The sequence below is a fragment of the Microbulbifer sp. ABF4_143 genome, from assembly GCF_056160225.1.
Map to the genome: position 1 here is coordinate 157296 of NZ_JBSWWT010000005.1, position 16974 is coordinate 174269.

The following is a 16974-nucleotide window of genomic DNA, read 5'->3' on the forward strand; positions in this document are numbered from 1 at the left end:
CACAGCCCCCGTCACTCAGCACTCTTGGCCCTATCCCAGAGTTGATCCAACTCCTCCAGGCTGGCGTCCTCCAGCCGGCGCCCCTGTTCCTCCAGCGCCGCCTCCACCGCGCCGAAGCGGCGCTCGAACTTGCGGTTGCACTGGCGCAGCGCCGTTTCCGGGTCCGCCTTCAGGTGGCGCGCGGCGTTGACACAGGAAAAGAGCAGATCGCCCAGCTCCTCGCGCGCGTGTTCCAGGTTTTCCGCCGCAACCGCCTCGCGCAGTTCGGCGATTTCCTCCTCGATCTTGTCCAGCATGCCGCCGATAGCCGGCCAGTCGAAGCCGACGTTTGCGGCGCGCTTTTGCAGCTTTAGTGCGCGGGTCAGCGCCGGCAGTCCCTGGGCCACGCCCCCCAAAGCGCCGCCCTCCCCTTTGGCATCGCGCTCGGCGGCCTTGATCGCCTCCCAGTTCTCCTTGACCCGGGCTTCGTCGATCGCCTCACCGCGGTTGTCGCCGTAGAGCTCACCGCTGGGAAAAACATGCGGGTGGCGCCGCAGAAGTTTGCGTACCAGTGTGTCGACGATACGGGAAAAGTCGAAGTGCCCCGCCTCCCTACCCAGTTGGGCGTAGAAGATGACCTGGAACAACAGGTCGCCGAGTTCTTCGTGCAGATGCTCGAAGTCCTCGGCCTCGATCGCCTCAGCGACCTCGTAGGCCTCCTCGATGGTGGAGGGCACTATGCTGGCGAAGCTCTGCTTCAGATCCCAGGGGCAGCCGCCTTCGGGATTGCGCAGCTGGGCCATCAGGTGGAGCAGGTCTTCTACTGTGTATTTCTCTGGCTGCATCGCAATTACTTCCCCAGTTGCCGGTAAGCGAAGCCGGTGGCGGCCCTGCAACCTTTCACCGGCATCAGGGCCTTCGCAATTGGCTCAGGCATTCTTTCCCCAGCCCTCCGCTAGTGCAGTATCCGCCGCTTGGCCGAGGCCACATTGGGCAGCTGGTTGATGCGGTGCAGCACGCGGGAGAGTTCCTCGAAATTGCGGATCTCCGCGGTCAACACCATATCCACGGTGTGCTTCTGCTTGTTGGTGCTGGTTTGCATCGCGGTGATATTGATGCGCTGGCTGTCGAGCATGGTGGTGATATCGCGCAGCAGGCCGTGGCGGTCGTAGGCCTCGATCATAATCTCCACTGCATAGAGCTCCTTGGGCTTTTTCGCCCACTCCACCTGCAGCACCCGCTCCGATTCCTCCGCCTGCATGCGCAGCATATTGGCGCAGTCCTTGCGGTGAATGGAGACACCGCGGCCGAGGGTGATATAGCCCATGATGTCGTCGCCGGGCACTGGGTTGCAGCAGCGGGCGATATGGGTCATCAGGTTGCCGACGCCGTCGATATACACATCCGTCTTGCCCTCGCCGCGCGCCACCGGCGCGGTCAGCGAGGGCACCGGCTCCACCTTGTCGACCTTGACCATGCGCTGGGCGGCGTTCAACACCTGACCCACGCCGATATCGCCGGCGCCGACCGCGGCATAGAGATCGTCCAGCGAGTGCATATTCAGCTTCTTGGCGAGTTTTTCGAAATCGAAATCGATCAGCGCCAACTGTTTGAATTCGCCATCGAGGATACTGCGGCCATCAGCGATATTCTGGTCGCGGGCCTGCTGTTTGAACCAGTGAATGATCTTGGCGCGGGCGCGCGAGGTGGTGATATAGCCCATACCGGCGGAGAGCCAGTCGCGGCTCGGCGCCTCGCGCTTGCCGGTGAGAATCTCCACCTGGTTGGCGGTCTGCAGCTCGTGGTTGAGCGGCACTATGCGCCCGTCCACCTTGGCGCCGCGGCAGCGGTGGCCGATTTCGGTGTGGATCTTGTAGGCGAAATCCAGCGGCGTGGCGCCGCGGGGCAGATCCACCACATGGCCGTCCGGCGTGAATACATAGATGCGCGTGTCCGCCTCGCTGCTCTGCAGGTCGTCCTGCAGCGGGTTGCCGCCCACCTCCTCGTGCCAATCGAGCACCTGGCGCAACCAGGAAATCTTCTGTTCGTAACCGTCCTGCCCCTCGGATTTCTGATCCGTGCCCTTGTAGCGCCAGTGGGCGCAGACGCCGTACTCCGCCTCCTCGTGCATGGCGAAGGTGCGTATCTGCACTTCCAGCACCTTGCGCTCGGGGCCTATGACTGCGGTGTGCAGCGAGCGGTAGCCGTTCTCCTTCGGCGAGGCGATATAGTCATCGAACTCGTTGGGGATGTTGCGCCACAGGTTGTGCACTATGCCGAGTACCGCGTAGCAGTCGCGTACCGTCGGCACCAGTATGCGCACCGCGCGGATATCGTAGACCTGGGAGAAGCCGATATTTTTGCGGCGCATCTTGCGCCAGATGCTGTAGATATGCTTCGCGCGGCCGTAGACCTCGCCTTCGATATCCGCCCGTTTCAGCTCGCCGCGCAGCAGCTCCAATACCTCGTCGATATACTTCTGCCGCGCCAGGCGCTTTTCGTCCAGCAGCCGGGCTATCTGTTTGTAGTCGTCCGGCTCCAGGTAGCGGAAGGACAGGTCCTCCAGCTCCCACTTGATATGGCCTATACCGAGGCGATGGGCCAGCGGCGCGTAGACGTCGGCCACCTCGCGGGCAACCCGCTCGCGCTTGGCCGGTTCCGCATTTTTCGCCGCACGGATAGCGCAGGTGCGCTCGGCCAGTTTAATCAAGGCCACGCGCACATCATCCACCAATGCCACCAGCATGCGGCGGATATTCTCCGAGTGCTCCTCCACCGCGACACTGGTGGTCTCCTCGCCGGTATCGGCGCTGCGGCTGCGGATCGCGGCCATGCGCAGCACGCCGCGGATCAGCTTGGCCACCGTCTTGCCGAACGCCTCCTCGACGACCTTCAGCTCCAGGCGTTTCTCACGCACCGCGCGGTAGAGCACCGCGGCGCACAGGGCTTCGGCGTCTATCTGCAGGTCGGCGAGTATCTCGGCCATCTCCAGGCCGGTGCGGTAACTGCTGGCCCCCTCGGCCCAGATATTTTCCGCGGCGATGGCCCGCTGTTCCGCCTCGGCGCTCATCTCGGCGGCGCGGCGCAGCGTCACCAGCGCGCTGCCGTCGAGCCCGGCCAGTGTCTGGATATGGCGCAGCCAGGATTCGAGATCCAGTTCGCCGTCGCCGCCAACGGAGTGGTGTTTTCTTACTTGAACCATTTACTGATCAAACAGGCCGGAAGACAAATAGCGATCCCCGCGATCGCAGATGATGGCAACGATGGTGGCATTCTCCACCTCAGCCGACAGGCGCAGGGCCCCGGCCACGGCGCCGCCGGACGAGACACCGCAGAAGATCCCCTCCTCCCGCGCCAGCCGGCGCGTCATGGCCTCCGCCTCGCGCTGGTCCATATCCATCACCCGATCCACCTCTTCGGGCACGAAGATCTTCGGCAGATAGGCCGGCGGCCAGCGGCGGATACCGGGAATACTGGAGCCCTCGGTGGGCTGCAGGCCGATAATCTGTATGTCCGGATTCCGCTGCTTCAGATAGCGCCCGCATCCCATGATAGTGCCGGTGGTCCCCATGGAGGACACGAAATGGGTAATCTGCCCCTGGGTCTGGCGCCAGATCTCCGGGCCGGTGCCCTCGAAGTGGGCGCGCGGGTTGTCGTCGTTGGCGAACTGGTTCAGCACCAGGCCGCGCCCCTCCGCCTGCATCTGCAGCGCCAGGTCGCGCGCACCTTCCATACCGGCCTCGGCGCTCACCAGTATCAGCTCGGCGCCGTAGGCGGTCATGGCCGCCTTGCGCTCGTCGGTCGCGCTCTCGGGCATAATAAGGATCATGCGGTAGCCCTTGATGGCCGCCGCCATGGCCAGCGCTATACCGGTATTGCCGCTGGTGGCCTCGATCAGCGTATCACCGGGTGCTATATCGCCGCGGGCCTCGGCGCGGGCGATCATAGACAGCGCCGGACGGTCCTTGACCGAACCAGCCGGATTGTTCCCCTCCAGCTTGAGCAGAATGGTATTGCTGGTATCGCCAGGCAGGCGCTGCAGCCGCACCAGCGGCGTGTTGCCTACGCAATCGGCAATCGTGGGGTAATCCATAGGGCATCCCGATAACGAAAAGAAGACCAAAAGTGGGCCGCCATTCTACATTCCAGCCCGCCGACTGCGAACCTCGGCTATAGACCGGTTAGTTAGCGACATATACTGCCGGGCCCGGCCGGCACGGCGCCGAGCGCCCCGATCTCCGCGCGCTCGGCCCGATCCGCGCGACTGCCGGTGCAATATCCGGGCTAGAGGCGTAGAATCGGGTAAAAATAACCCAACTATCCCTCCGCCATGGCCGTATCCAAGCCCCTGCAACCGGCACAGGACCCGCCGCCCCAGCTTCGCTCCCTGCGCGCGATACTCTTCCGCTTTACCCTGGCGCCGGCGCTGGCGCTGGCGCTGATACTCGGCGTGGTGTTCACGCTGCAGCAGATGCACGACCGCCGCCAGCTGCTGCTGAACCACGGCCGCGCCAGTGCCGAGCAGTTGGCGGAGCTGATCGAACTGTCCGGCGGCCAGCCGCTAGAGTTGCGCATGGAGTGGCTGCACCGCAGTCTGCTCACGCTGATGCTGGAAAAGGACATGGTGCGTTCGGTGCAGATCTACTCCACCGAACCGGCCTCGGGCAAGCCTCTGGACCCCGACACTGGCCTGCGCCTGCTGGACAGCGTGGGCCCGCGCCCGCGGGTATCGATCAGCGCCGCGGACGTATTGGGGCGCGACGCGTTCATCTTTGAGCGCGAAGAGAGCCTGCAGGTGCTACAACCTCTGAAAGGAGACGAAATCACCTGCTGGATAGCGATCGAGTTGCACCGCCCCTATTTCCTCGTCGGCACCTACCAGGTGCTGCTGATCGGGCTGCTGGGGCTGATTATCTGCACCCTGGCCGCACTGGTGTGGTCCGTATTTCTGTCCGAACGCGTTGCCCACAGCCTGATCAGGATGGGCCAGGTTCTCGAGGCCATCGGCCGCGGCCAGTTCAACAGGCGCGCGGAGGCAACAGACAACCGCGAGCTGAACCGGCTGGCGCGGCAGATCAACGAGATGGCGGAAAACCTCGCCAGCTACCAGCAGGAGTACAAGGCCAGCCTGCTGCAGTCGATGGAAGACCTGCGCCAGTCCCTGGACAGCATGGAGGAGCAGAACATCGAACTGGACCTGGCGCGCAAGAAAGCCGTGGAGGCGAGCCGGGTGAAATCCACCTTCCTCGCCAATACCAGCCACGAGATCCGCACGCCGCTAAACGGCATCATCGGCTTTACCAACCTGCTGCTGAAAACCGATGTCGACGAACTGCAGCAGGACTACCTGCAGACCATTCTGCGCTCATCGGAAAACCTGCTCACGACCATCAACGATATCCTCGATTTCTCCCGCATCGAGTCCGGCAACCTGGTGCTCGACCATATCCCGATGAACCTGGGGCAGCTGCTGGAGGAGACGCTGCAGATACTGGCGCCCTTCGCCTACGAACAGCGGCTGGAACTGGTGCCGCTGATCGACGCCCAGCTGCCGGGCACCCTGGTCGGCGACCCGCTGCGCATCAAGCAGATCCTGACCAACCTGGTGGGCAACGCCGTACGCTGCTCCGAGAACGGCAATATCCCGGTGCGCATGAGTGTGCAGAGCAGCAAGGATTCGGAGCTGATGATCCGTATCAGCGTCACCGACCTCGGCAACCGCATCGACGAGCCGAGCCGCCGCGAACTGCACCAGCTGCTCGTCAGCGATACCCAGCAGCACAACCAGCAGATCAGCAGCAACGGTCTCGGGCTGGCCATTGCCCGCAGCCTGGTGGAGCGTATGCGTGGCAATATCGGCATCGATGAGGCCGCCGGCGGCGGTAGCACCTACTGGGTGCTGTTGCCGCTGCTGCTCGAGCGCAACCGCAGCCTGCCGACGCGCGAGCAGTTCCCCGGATGCCGCCTGCTGCTCGCCGACCCAAACCGCATGACGCGCATGCAGGTGGCGCAGCTTCTAAAACAGTGGCAGGTGGAGCTGGTCGAACTGACGGACGCCGACACCCTGCAGCCGGCCATAGAACAGATGTGGCGTCACGACGCGCTGCCCGATGCGGTGATTATCGACACCGCCATCGCCGGCGGCGCCGGCAAAGAGGACTTCGACAGTTTCATCGGCACAGTGCAGTCGCTGGTGGATACCTACCAGTGCCGTGTGATACTGCAGGGGTCGCCGGTGGATATGCGCCGCTGCTACGAACAGCTGCGCACCCGGGTCCTCACCTTCCTCGGCAAGCCGGTCACCCGCGGCAACCTGCTGCGCGCGCTGAAGCGCGCTGTGCCGCAACAGTGCCAGAGCCGCCCCAGCGGCCTGCACCCGGTCCTGCCCTGGTCCGCGACACCGCGGGTGCTGGCGGTGGACGATCACGAGGCCAACCGCCTGCTGGTGAGTGAGCTGCTGCGCGCCCAGGGGGTGGACGCCGCCGTCGCGGCCAGCGGCGAGGAGGCGCTGAACCTCTGGAAAGAGGCCGGAGATAGTGGTCGGGGATTCGACCTGATCTTTATGGACATCCAGATGCCCGGCATGGACGGCATCGAGGCCACGCGCCGTATCCGCGAGCGGGAATCGGGCCGGCGTATACCGATTATCGCCCTGACCGCCCACGCCGGCGCAGAGGAGAAGGCGCGCCTGCTCTCCGCCGGGCTCGACGACTACCTCAGCAAGCCGGTCAGCGAGGCGCAGCTGTCCGATATGATCAAACGCTGGATGAAGATACTGGCCCCGGTGGCGCCCGAGAGTCGCGACCTGGAACGCCTGCGGCTGGTGGATATCGGCGAGAGTCTGAGCCTCAGCAACAACGACGCCGCGCTGGCGCGGGACATGCTGCAGATGCTGGTCAAGGGCCTGGTGAGCGACGAACAGGAGCTGAAGCGGCTGCACAGCGCCGGGGACCACAAAGGCATGTTCGAGCTGGTGCACCGCCTGCACGGCGGCTGCTGCTATTGCGGCGTAACCCGTCTGCGCGAGGCCACCAGCAGGCTGCAGGAGGAGCTGCGCCCGCTGCAGGAGCTGGATTCCGCGGAAATCAGCGAACAGAGCCTGGAGGCGGTCGTCAGGGAAATCCGCGCGCTGCGCGAATGGGCTTCGGAGCAGGACCTGGATGCGCTGTTTGGGCTGGAGGCCGGGGAAAGGGCCCAGGCCTAGGCTGACAGCTTGTTGACACTAATCCCGTTCGAAAATCACAAACGCCAGGGCGAAGTCCTTCTCGTCCGACAGGCTCAGGTGAATGCGCTTGACCCCCATGCCATCGGCGCGCGCCTTTGCCGCGCCACTCAGAACCACCTGCGGCGCCTCGCCCCTGCGGCGCCGCACTTCGATATGCTGCCAGGAAATACCCGCGCCTATACCGGTGCCCAGCGCCTTGCCCAGCGCCTCCTTGGCCGCGAAGCGTTTGCACAGATAGGCGGCGCGATTCGGGATCGCCAGTTCGGCGAATGTGCGCCTCTCCCCCTCGGACAGCACCCGCTCGACAAAGCGGTCGCCGAAGCGGCGCCAGGCGGCTTCGATACGGGTATAGCTGCAGATATCGGTGCCGATACTAACGATCATCGTTGCGGTAAACCTGTCTGAAGAGTTCGCGGCTCTGCAGTGGGCGATCGCCCAGCAGCGGCGCCAGTAGCAGGCGGGTCAGCCGTTTTGCCGGCGCCAGCAGCGCGCGCTCGAAATCGCCGCCGCTCAGCGCCCGCTCCAGCGCCAGCAGGTCGGCGCCGGAAAAGTCAGCGGCCGAGCGCGGCGCACCATCGATGCGGTGAACCGGTACGAATCCGGTATCGTGTTCCAACCGGTAGTCTGCGCCGGCGGCCACCGGGCCCTGGCTGTGCGCGCAGTACCCCAGTTGCGGGCAGCTGCCGAGTTCGCTCAGCAGCTGCAGCTCGAAGCGCCGCAGCGGCGCTTCCAGCTGCTCAGAGTCGCGACCGTCCAGCTGTGCCAGGGTCTGCAAGAGCTTCTGGTAACAGGCGAACAGCGCGTACTGGGCCTCCCCCACCGCCAGCAGGCGCACCAGCAGTTCGTTGGCATAGAGGCCGGCGTAGACGGCCCTGCCCTTCAGCCACAGCACGCTGCCGGCGCTCTCCACCGGCCCCAGGGTTTTCAGGTCGCCGCGGCCGAGCAGGCTCACCAGCAGCGGCGCAAATGGCTGCAGCGACTGCTGGCGCCGCTGCTTGTCCCGTCGCGCGCCGCGCGCGACACAGCCGATGCGCCCGAACTCCGGCGTCAGCAGTTCCAGGATCAGGCTGGAATCCCGATAGGGGCGCGCGTGCAGTATATAGGCGGGCTGCAGGGGCTGCTGTGACATAGCGTGCGGGTGCGTCTTCGGCCGCGTTTATTCGTCCCGGTAGCCGAGGCTGCGCAGGGCGCGCTCGTCGTCGGACCAGCCGGATTTCACCTTGACCCACAGGTTGAGCATGACCTTGCTGTCGAACAGGCGCTCCATGTCCTCGCGCGCCTGGCTGCCGATCTTCTTGATGCGCTCGCCCTTGTTGCCGATGATGATGCGCTTTTGCCCGGCGCGCTCGACCAGTATCGCGGCGCTGATATGCAGGACACGGCCGTCCCGGGCAAATTCCTCCACCTCGACGGTGACCTGGTAGGGCACCTCGGCGCCCAGCTGGCGCATAATCTTTTCGCGCACGATTTCCGCAGCGAGGAAGCGGGAGCTGCGGTCGGTGATCTGGTCTTCGGGGAAAAAGTGCTGGCCCTCGGGCAGATGCCGCAGTATCACGGCTTCCAACGTGTCCAGGTTGATACCGCGCAGGGCGGAGATGGGCACTATCTCCGCCTTGGGGTGGCTCTCGGCCAGCGCCTGCAGCTGCGGCAGCAGTTCGCCCTTGTCTTCCAACTGGTCCACCTTGTTGACGGCGATGATCAGAGGGCACTTGATACCGCGCAGCTTATCCGCCACCAACTGGTCGCCCTCGGTCCAGCGGGTGCGCTCCACCACGAACACCACCGCGTCCACGTCCCGCGCGGCGCTGGCGGCGGCGCGGTTCATATAGCGGTTGATGGCCTTGTCCTGGTCGGCGTGCAGGCCGGGGGTATCCACGAAGATGATCTGGTTCGGGCCCTCGGTCTTGATACCGAGCATATTGTGGCGGGTGGTCTGCGGCTTGCGCGAGGTGATCGCGAGCTTCTGCCCCAGCAAATGGTTCAGCAGCGTGGACTTGCCCACATTGGGGCGGCCGACGATGGCGACATAGCCGCAGCGGGAGGGTTGTTCGTTCAAAAAAATTCTCCGAAAGGTTATCCCGAGTACCCGGTAGCGGGCTTCGTGGCGGCCCTACTGCCGGGAGCGGTTTGCGGGACACGCCGTAAATACATCCATGTAAGCTCTAATCGGCATCCCTGCCTCATACAAAACGGCAGGATAGCCGTTTTGGACGCCGCAGGCGCCCGAAGGGCGAGGGCCATGGATGGCCCGAGTCAACATCCCGCAAACCGCTCCCGGCAGCAGGGCCTTCGCATTGGGCTTTACTATTCTTCCCGGGCCCCAATAATTTGTAGGGTCAGCCCTGCCCGGTAAGGCGATTATAGGCCTCGGTGGCCGCCGCCTTCTCCGCCGCGCGGCGGCTGTTGGCCTGGCCGCGCACCGGCTGATTCAGGCCGCTGACTCTGCACTCGACCACAAACTGCTGCGCGTGCTCGGCGCCGGCGATATCCACCACAGTGTACTCCGGCAGCGGCTTGTGTCGCGCCTGCAGCCACTCCTGCAGGCGGGTCTTGGGATCCTTGGCGGTTTCCAGGGAGAGGTTCTGCAGCCGGGATTGGTACCAGGCCAGTATGCGCTCGCGGGCGCTCTCCAGGCCGGCGTCGAGATAGATGGCACCGATCAGGGCCTCCACCGCATCGGCGAGGATGGAGGCGCGGCGGAAACCGCCGCTTTTCATTTCCCCCTCGCCGAGGCGCAGGCAGTCGCCGATTTCCATTTCCCGCGCCAGTTTGGCCAGCGTCTCGCCGCTGACCAGCTGCGCGCGCAGGCGACTCAGCTGCCCCTCACGGCCCTCGGGAAACTTGTCGAACAGGGCGGCGCCGATGGTGAAGCCGAGAATGGAGTCGCCGAGAAATTCCAACCGCTCGTTGTTGCGGCTGCCGTGGGAGCGGTGGGTCAGCGCCAGTTCCAGCAGGTCCCGGCGCTCGAAGTTGTGGCCGAGGCGCCGGCACAGGCGCTCCAGCAGCAGGTCATTGGAAAGATCAGTCACGTTTCCGGAATTGCTCCAGGTCTACCAGCGGCTCGCAGCACAGTTCGGGTTTGGCGGTGTTGAGCTGCTTGTTGAATTTCATCACCACGTCCACGTTTTGAATCAGCGGCTGGCGCAGCTCGTAGTCGATGCTCACCAGCAGGCTGTCGGCCCCGCGAATAACCTGCACCGCCTGGGTAGGCTCGCCGCGCACATTGTTGATCAGGAAGAAGCGGTCCAGCTCCTTCTTGATATCGCCCCGGCTCATTTCGCGCAGGCCGGGGTTTTCGGCCAGTTTGCGCAGGCCCTCGTCCACATAATAGGCGTCAATATAGGCGGGCCCCATCTTGGAGACACACGTCAGGATAAAGCCGAGCACCGCCACTACCATCAGCCACCCCCAGTAGCTCATACCGCGCTGGTGCTTAAGAGAAGTACGGATATACCCACCCATGGAATTGCCCTCGATCTTTATTGCTGTAATTTGTTCGATCGCACCCGCTTTACTGGATTTTGCCCACACGACTGAAGCTGGGCAGGCTCAGTAATTTATCCCAGTGCATCCAGATTGCGAAGGCCTTGCCGACCACATCCCGCTCCGGCACAAAACCCCAGGCGCGGCTGTCGAGGCTGTTGTCGCGATTGTCGCCCATCATGAAATAGTGTCCCTCGGGCACCACGGCGCTGAAGTTGCTGAAGCGGCTCGAGTTTACGTCCTTGGCCATCAGGTGGCGGCGGCCGTAGATCTCCTCCCACAGCACTTCGACCTGCGGGTTGCCGGGCGGCAGCGCCTGGATCAGTTCCTGCTGCGCCTTTTCACCGTTGATGTAGAGCACATTGTTCTTCACCTCAACTCTGTCTCCGGGCAGACCGATGACCCGCTTGATAAAGTAGGTGTCATTCATATGCGGCGGAAAGAAGACCATCACGTCGCCGCGCTGCGGCTCACCGATATCCACCACCTTGGTGCGCGACACCGGCAGGCGCAGGCCATAGGCGTACTTGTTCACCAGGATAAAGTCCCCCACCTGCAGCGTAGGCACCATGGAGGCGGACGGAATCTGGAAGGGCTCGACGACGAAGGAGCGCAGTACGAAGACGATCGCCAGTACCGGGAAGAAGGACTTGGCGTACTCCACCACGACCGGCTCTTCCGCCCGCTGCCCGGCTTCCTGTTTGCGCCGGCCGGCAAAAAAAAGACTGTCGATCAGCCAGATACCGCCGGTGATAATGACCAGCCAGAGCAGAATCAGGGGAAAATTGATATCCATCGGTTTCTCGGTTCTTCCATACTGTTTACAAGTGCCGAGTGGTGAGGGGCCAAAACGCTTCGCCCCTCACCACCGACCGGCGATCACTGATCCACTTTCAGGACCGCCAGGAAGGCCTCCTGCGGCACCTCAACACGGCCCAGCTGCTTCATGCGGCGCTTGCCCGCCTTCTGTTTTTCCAGCAGTTTTTTCTTGCGCGTCACGTCGCCGCCGTAACACTTGGCGGTGACGTTCTTGCGCAGTGCCTTGACCGTCGTGCGCGCTATCACCTGGCCGCCGATGGCGGCCTGGATAGCCACGTCGAACATCTGCCGCGGAATCAGCTCTTTCATCTTCTCCGCCATGGCGCGGCCCTTCTGCTGGGCCTGGTCGCGATGCACGATCAGAGCCAGGGCGTCCACCCGGTCGCCGTTGATCAGGATATCCAGGCGCACCAGTTTTGCCGGGTCAAAGCGCACAAAACTGTAATCCAGGGAGGCGAAGCCGCGGCTGACCGACTTGAGGCGGTCGAAAAAGTCCATCACCACCTCGTTCATCGGCAGGTCGTAGCGCAGCGACACCTGGCTGCCCACATACTGCATGTCCTTCTGGACACCGCGCTTCTCCACACACAGGGTGATCACATTGCCCAGGTATTCCTGCGGCACCAGGATATTGACCTCTGCGATGGGCTCGCGCATCTCTTCGATGGAGCCGACGTCCGGCAGGCGCGACGGATTGTCCACCATCACCACCGTGCCGTCGGTCTGCAGCACTTCGTAGACCACGGTGGGCGCGGTGGTGATCAGGTCCAGGTCGTACTCCCGCTCGAGGCGCTCCTGGATAATCTCCATATGCAGCATGCCGAGGAAGCCGCAGCGGAAGCCGAAGCCCAGCGCGTCGGAGGTCTCCGGCTCGTAGAAGAGCGAGGCGTCGTTCAGGGACAGCTTCTCCAGCGCATCGCGGAAGGCCTCGTAGTCGTCGGAGCTGACCGGGAAGAGACCGGCGTAAACCTGCGGCTTGACCTTCTGGAAACCCGGCAGCATGGCTACCTCTTCGGCGCCCTTGGCGTGGGTCAATGTGTCCCCCACCGGCGCGCCGTGAATGTCCTTGATGCCGGCCACGACGAAGCCCACCTCGCCGGCGCGCAGCACACCGGTTTCCTTGCGCTTGGGGGTAAAGATGCCGACGCTGTCCACCACGTGGGCGCGGCCGACAGACTTGGTGACTATCTTGTCCTTGGTCTTCAGGGTGCCCTGCACCACCCGAACCAGAGAGACGACCCCCAGGTAGCTGTCGAACCAGGAGTCGATAATCAGCGCCTGCAGCGGCGCGTCCACGTCGCCCTCCGGCGGCGGCACCAGGCGCACCAGATCCTCCAGCACGTCCTCGACGCCGAGGCCGGACTTGGCGCTGCAGCGGGTCGCCTCGCTGGCGTCTATGCCGATGATGTCCTCGATTTCCGCCGCGACCTTGTCCGGGTCCGCCTGCGGCAGATCCATCTTGTTCAGTACCGGTATCACCTCCAGGCCCTGCTCTATCGCGGTGTAGCAGTTGGCCACCGACTGGGCCTCGACCCCCTGGGCCGCGTCCACCACCAGCAGCGCGCCCTCGCAGGCCGCCAGGGAGCGGGACACCTCGTAGGAGAAGTCCACGTGACCGGGGGTGTCGATAAAGTTCAGCTGGTAGGTCTTGCCGTCGCGCGCGGTGTAATCCAGGGTCACGCTCTGGGCCTTGATGGTGATACCGCGCTCCCGCTCCAGGTCCATGCTGTCCAGCACCTGCTCGGCCATCTCGCGATCGGACAGGCCGCCGCAGACCTGGATAAAGCGGTCCGCCAGGGTGGATTTGCCGTGGTCGATATGGGCAATGATGGAAAAATTGCGGATATGGGAGAGATCTGTGGCCACGTGAGGGTAGAAATCCTTTGAAAATCAAATCGTTAGCCGGCGGACGTGCCGGTTGTGTGGCGCAAGTCTAACAGGAACGATGAGGAATGCGGAATGATGAATGCGCAACGCGCGCCCAGGTGCCCGGGCGGCGGCCGGGGGCCCTGCGATGGCACTGCGTCAGCGCGCGCATTCACCATTGGTGAGGCACATCCTGTGCCCCACTCTGCTCCGGACGAGTCTGCCCGCATCAGTCCTCTATCTGGATGGTGCGGAAGGTGGGCTGGCCGGCGCGGAAGAAGCGGATCGGCAGCAGCTCGTCGGCGGGCAGCGCCTTGACCACCTTTTTGTAGTCCTTCAGGTTGCCCACTTCCTCGAAGCCCAGCTGGGCGATGATATCGCCGCTGCGCAGGCCCGCCTTGGCACCGGGCTTGCCCGGTACCACCTGTTTGACCAACACACCGGAATCCACGCCCCAGCGCTGTTTCAGCGCATCGGGGATCTCGTCGACGATCAGACCCAGGCGCCCACCCACATCGGTGGACGGGGCGACCCCCGCGTGCTGCTCGCTCTCATCGCCGGGCAGTGCACCGACGGTCACACGCACCGTCTTGTGCTTGCCCTCGCGCATCAACTCCACCGCCACCTGGCTGCCGGGGCGGGTCTGGCCGACCACATGGGGCAGGTCGCCGGATACCAGAATCTTCTCGCCGTCGAAGCGGGTGATGACATCCCCCACCTTGATACCCGCCTGGGCCGCCGGCGCGCCGGCCTCCACCTGGGCCACCAGGGCGCCCGCGGGCTTGCCGAGACCCATGGCCTTGGCCATATTGCGGTCCACATCCTGGATACCCACGCCGAGCCAACCGCGATCCACACGGCCCTTCTCCTTCAGCTGGGCCACCACGTCCCGGGCCAGGCTCGCCGGAATCGCGAAGGAGAGACCGATGGAGCCGCCGCTGCGGGTGTAGATCTGCGAGTTGATGCCGACCACCTCGCCGTCCATGTTGAACAGCGGTCCGCCGGAGTTACCCGGATTGATGGCCACGTCCGTCTGGATAAACGGCACATAGTTCTCGCGACTCTCGTTGGGGATGCTGCGCCCCATCGCGCTGACGATGCCGGCGCTGGCGGAGTAGTCGAGGCCGAACGGCGAGCCTATGGCCACCACCCACTCGCCGACCTTGAGTTCCTCCGAGTCGCCCCAGCGGACCGGCTGCAGGTCCTCGGCGTCGATCTTCAGCAGCGCCAGGTCGGAGCGGGTATCGGTGCCGATCACCTTGGCCTCGTACTCGCGGCGATCGGTCAGGGTCACGGTGACCTCGTCGGCGCCGTCCACGACATGGTTGTTGGTGACTATGTAGCCATCTTCGGAAATGATAAAGCCGGAACCCATACTGGCCACCGGGCGCTGCCGGCGGCGCGGCTCCAGCAGGTGGCGGAAAATATCCGGAATATCCTGGTGATACTGCGGCGGCACACCGCGAGTGACCCGGCTGCGCTCCACGGTATTGATTTTCACTACCGCGGAGAAGTTGTCCTCAATCAGATCGGTGAGCTCCGGCAACCCGCGGGCGGAGGCAGCAGACGCCGATATCAAAAGGCAGAGAGCCAACAAATACTGCGTACAGCGTGTAACCATAAGTTTGTTACCCCTAGTAATCCCTTCTAATATGCAATCAATGGTTTTCGAATCCCCCGCGGGGTTTCCCTCGCTAAATGAGGGCGCCTCAGGGGGCAATCAAGTTAGTTCTTAGTGGCGATTTGGCCACGAAAGTTCTTCCGCGACTGTTAAACAGTGTAAAGAATGACCGCACTGCGCCCGCGCACCGAGCGCGGCCAATTCTGCCACCCCCGCCTGCAGTACGGGCAATCCGAACTGGGGGCGCCGCTGTGTTACTTTCCCGCCCAGAGCGGCTCCAGCCCGGGAATCGTGATGGCCGGCACCCACGGCGACGAGGTAGCCGCGGTGGTGGCCCTGTCCTGCGCGCTGCGCTCGCTGCAGCCCTCGATGCTGAGCCACCACGTGATTCTGGCCGTCAATCCCGACGGCTGCCAGCTCGGCACCAGGGCCAATGCCCGCGGCGTGGACCTGAACCGCAACTTCGCCACCGCCAACTGGGATGCCAGCGGCAGCGTCTACCGCTGGAACAGCGCCGCGGAAGAGCGCGACGTGCGCCTCGGCACCGGCAGTGTGGGCGGCTCGGAGGCGGAGACCCACGCCCTGTGTCAATTGATCGAGCGACTGCAACCCCGCTGGGTGGTGTCCATCCACGAGCCGCTGGCCTGCGTGGAGGACCCGGACGACAGTCCGCTCGGCCACTGGCTGTCGCGGAGACTGGAGCTGCCGCTGGTCACCGATGTGGGCTACCTGACACCGGGGTCATTCGGCACCTGGTGCGCGGAGCGCAAGCTGCCCTGTATCACGGTGGAATTCCCGCCGATTTCCGCCGACGCGGCCAGCGAGGACTACCTGCAGGCGCTGATCGACCTCCTCACCGAATCCCACCAAGAGCCATAGGTTCGAATAGATTCGATGCGAAGGGCCCGCCACCGGACCCGCCCCTGCACCCACAGCGGAACACCCTGGAAAGCCTCTATTGGCCTACACCCAGTAGACCCGCCCCGCCTCAAAGCGCAGCGGCGGCTGCACATCCCGCGCAAGCCAGGTGGGGCCGTCCAGATCGAGGAAGCGCACCTTCTCCCCCAGCGGCCAGGCCGCGCGAATGGCGCGGGAGGTGCACAGCATACAGCCGAGCATCAGCTCGAAGCCCTGCAGTCTGGCCGCCTCGGCCAACGCCAGGGCCTCGGTGATACCACCGGTCTTGTCCAACTTGATGTTCAGCATCTCGTAGCGGCCGCGCAGCCGCGGCAGATCCTCGCGGGTGTGGCAGCTCTCGTCAGCGCAGATGGGCAGCGGGTGGGCAAAGGTCTCCAGAAAGGCGTCGTCGCCCGCCGGCAGCGGCTGCTCCAGCATCGCCACGCCCCGCTCGCTCAACTGGCGGCAGCGCTCGGGCAGTGTCTCGGCGGGCCAGGCCTCGTTGGCGTCGATGACCATCTGCGCAGCCGGCGCGGCGGCGCGCACCGCGGCCACCCGCTCCTGTACCTGCCGGTCGTCCAGTTTCAGCTTCAGCACCGAAACACCCTGCGCCACCGCGGCCCGGGCCGCATCCGCCATGGCCTGCGGCGTGTCGATCACCAGCGTCTGCACCGTGGGCAGGGATTGCGGCCCGGCAAAGGCCGCGCCGCCGCGCCGCGCCTCCCAGTCCGCCAGGGCGCAGTCCAGCGCATTGCGCGCGGCGCCGGCCGGCAGCCGCGACTGCAGCTGCACCCGCGTCAGCCCCCGCTCCACCTCTGGCAGTAGCGGTCGCAGCTGGCCGAGCACCGATTCGACACTTTCGCCGTAGCGCGGATAGGGGGTGCACTCGCCGACGCCGGTCACGCCGTCGGCGCTCACCTCCACCACCACCACCTGCGCCTCGGTGCGCGCGCCGCGGGATATCACGAAGGCTGTACGCAATGGCCAGCTTTCCGCATAACAGCGGGCCTGCATGGGAAACCTCCAAAGACAGTCGGAGATAAGAGTTTAGTGTGAACGGGCCCCAGGACAGGATCTGGAGCCG

14 protein-coding genes are annotated in these 16974 nt (G+C 64.5%); 2 read left to right on the top strand and 12 right to left on the bottom strand.

Annotated elements, in window-relative coordinates:
- Positions 1-11: 11 nt before the first annotated feature.
- The 3 genes from mazG to cysM all read right to left on the bottom strand — a co-directional run bounded on the left by mazG (position 12) and on the right by cysM (position 4072).
- The gene (gene mazG, locus ACXAF3_RS05840; protein ID WP_475111353.1) at positions 12-824 is read right to left on the bottom strand and encodes a nucleoside triphosphate pyrophosphohydrolase; all 813 of its coding nucleotides are present in this window, start codon (positions 822-824) and stop codon (positions 12-14) included.
- 110 nt (positions 825-934) lie between these two features.
- Positions 935-3181 (bottom strand): GTP diphosphokinase, encoded by a 2247-nt coding sequence (relA, locus tag ACXAF3_RS05845; protein ID WP_475111354.1) that lies wholly within the window; start codon positions 3179-3181, stop codon positions 935-937.
- The gene (cysM, locus tag ACXAF3_RS05850) at positions 3182-4072 is read right to left on the bottom strand and encodes a cysteine synthase CysM (protein ID WP_475111355.1); all 891 of its coding nucleotides are present in this window, start codon (positions 4070-4072) and stop codon (positions 3182-3184) included.
- A 237-nt stretch (positions 4073-4309) separates the two neighbouring features.
- Between cysM and ACXAF3_RS05855 the strand changes: the two genes are divergently transcribed.
- Positions 4310-7183, top strand: coding sequence for a response regulator (locus ACXAF3_RS05855; protein ID WP_475111356.1), 2874 nt, complete (start codon positions 4310-4312; stop codon positions 7181-7183).
- Between the two features lie 18 nt (positions 7184-7201).
- Here ACXAF3_RS05855 and acpS read toward each other — a convergent pair whose 3' ends face one another.
- The 8 genes from acpS to ACXAF3_RS05895 all read right to left on the bottom strand — a co-directional run bounded on the left by acpS (position 7202) and on the right by ACXAF3_RS05895 (position 14993).
- Positions 7202-7588: a holo-ACP synthase gene (gene acpS, locus ACXAF3_RS05860; protein WP_475111357.1), complete on the bottom strand. Its 387-nt coding sequence runs from the start codon at positions 7586-7588 to the stop codon at positions 7202-7204.
- Positions 7578-8333, bottom strand: coding sequence for a DNA repair protein RecO (recO, locus tag ACXAF3_RS05865; protein WP_475111358.1), 756 nt, complete (start codon positions 8331-8333; stop codon positions 7578-7580). Before recO ends, acpS begins: the two co-directional genes overlap by 11 nt.
- Before the next feature lie 27 nt (positions 8334-8360).
- Entirely contained in the window at positions 8361-9260 is a 900-nt protein-coding gene (gene era, locus ACXAF3_RS05870) for a GTPase Era (RefSeq protein ID WP_475111359.1), read from the bottom strand.
- Positions 9261-9540: 280 nt separating this feature from the next.
- Complete coding sequence (gene rnc / locus ACXAF3_RS05875) at positions 9541-10233, bottom strand: ribonuclease III (protein ID WP_475111360.1); 693 nt, start codon at positions 10231-10233, stop codon at positions 9541-9543.
- The gene (locus ACXAF3_RS05880; protein ID WP_475111361.1) at positions 10226-10624 is read right to left on the bottom strand and encodes a DUF4845 domain-containing protein; all 399 of its coding nucleotides are present in this window, start codon (positions 10622-10624) and stop codon (positions 10226-10228) included. The genes rnc and ACXAF3_RS05880 overlap by 8 nt, the downstream gene beginning before the upstream one ends.
- A gap of 91 nt (positions 10625-10715) precedes the next feature.
- A complete protein-coding gene (gene lepB, locus ACXAF3_RS05885; protein ID WP_475111362.1) occupies positions 10716-11483 on the bottom strand; it encodes a signal peptidase I in 768 nt (255 codons plus the stop codon).
- An 83-nt stretch (positions 11484-11566) separates the two neighbouring features.
- The gene (gene lepA / locus ACXAF3_RS05890; RefSeq protein ID WP_475111363.1) at positions 11567-13372 is read right to left on the bottom strand and encodes a translation elongation factor 4; all 1806 of its coding nucleotides are present in this window, start codon (positions 13370-13372) and stop codon (positions 11567-11569) included.
- A gap of 229 nt (positions 13373-13601) precedes the next feature.
- Entirely contained in the window at positions 13602-14993 is a 1392-nt protein-coding gene (locus tag ACXAF3_RS05895) for a Do family serine endopeptidase (RefSeq protein WP_475111364.1), read from the bottom strand.
- A 165-nt stretch (positions 14994-15158) separates the two neighbouring features.
- Here ACXAF3_RS05895 and mpaA point away from each other — a divergent pair, with 165 nt between their 5' ends.
- Positions 15159-15872, top strand: a complete 714-nt coding sequence (gene mpaA, locus ACXAF3_RS05900; RefSeq protein WP_475111365.1) for a murein tripeptide amidase MpaA — start codon at positions 15159-15161, stop codon at positions 15870-15872.
- Between the two features lie 84 nt (positions 15873-15956).
- On the opposite strand, the gene ycjG is transcribed toward mpaA, so the two are convergent.
- A complete protein-coding gene (ycjG, locus tag ACXAF3_RS05905; RefSeq protein ID WP_475111366.1) occupies positions 15957-16904 on the bottom strand; it encodes an L-Ala-D/L-Glu epimerase in 948 nt (315 codons plus the stop codon).
- Positions 16905-16974 lie beyond the last annotated feature (70 nt).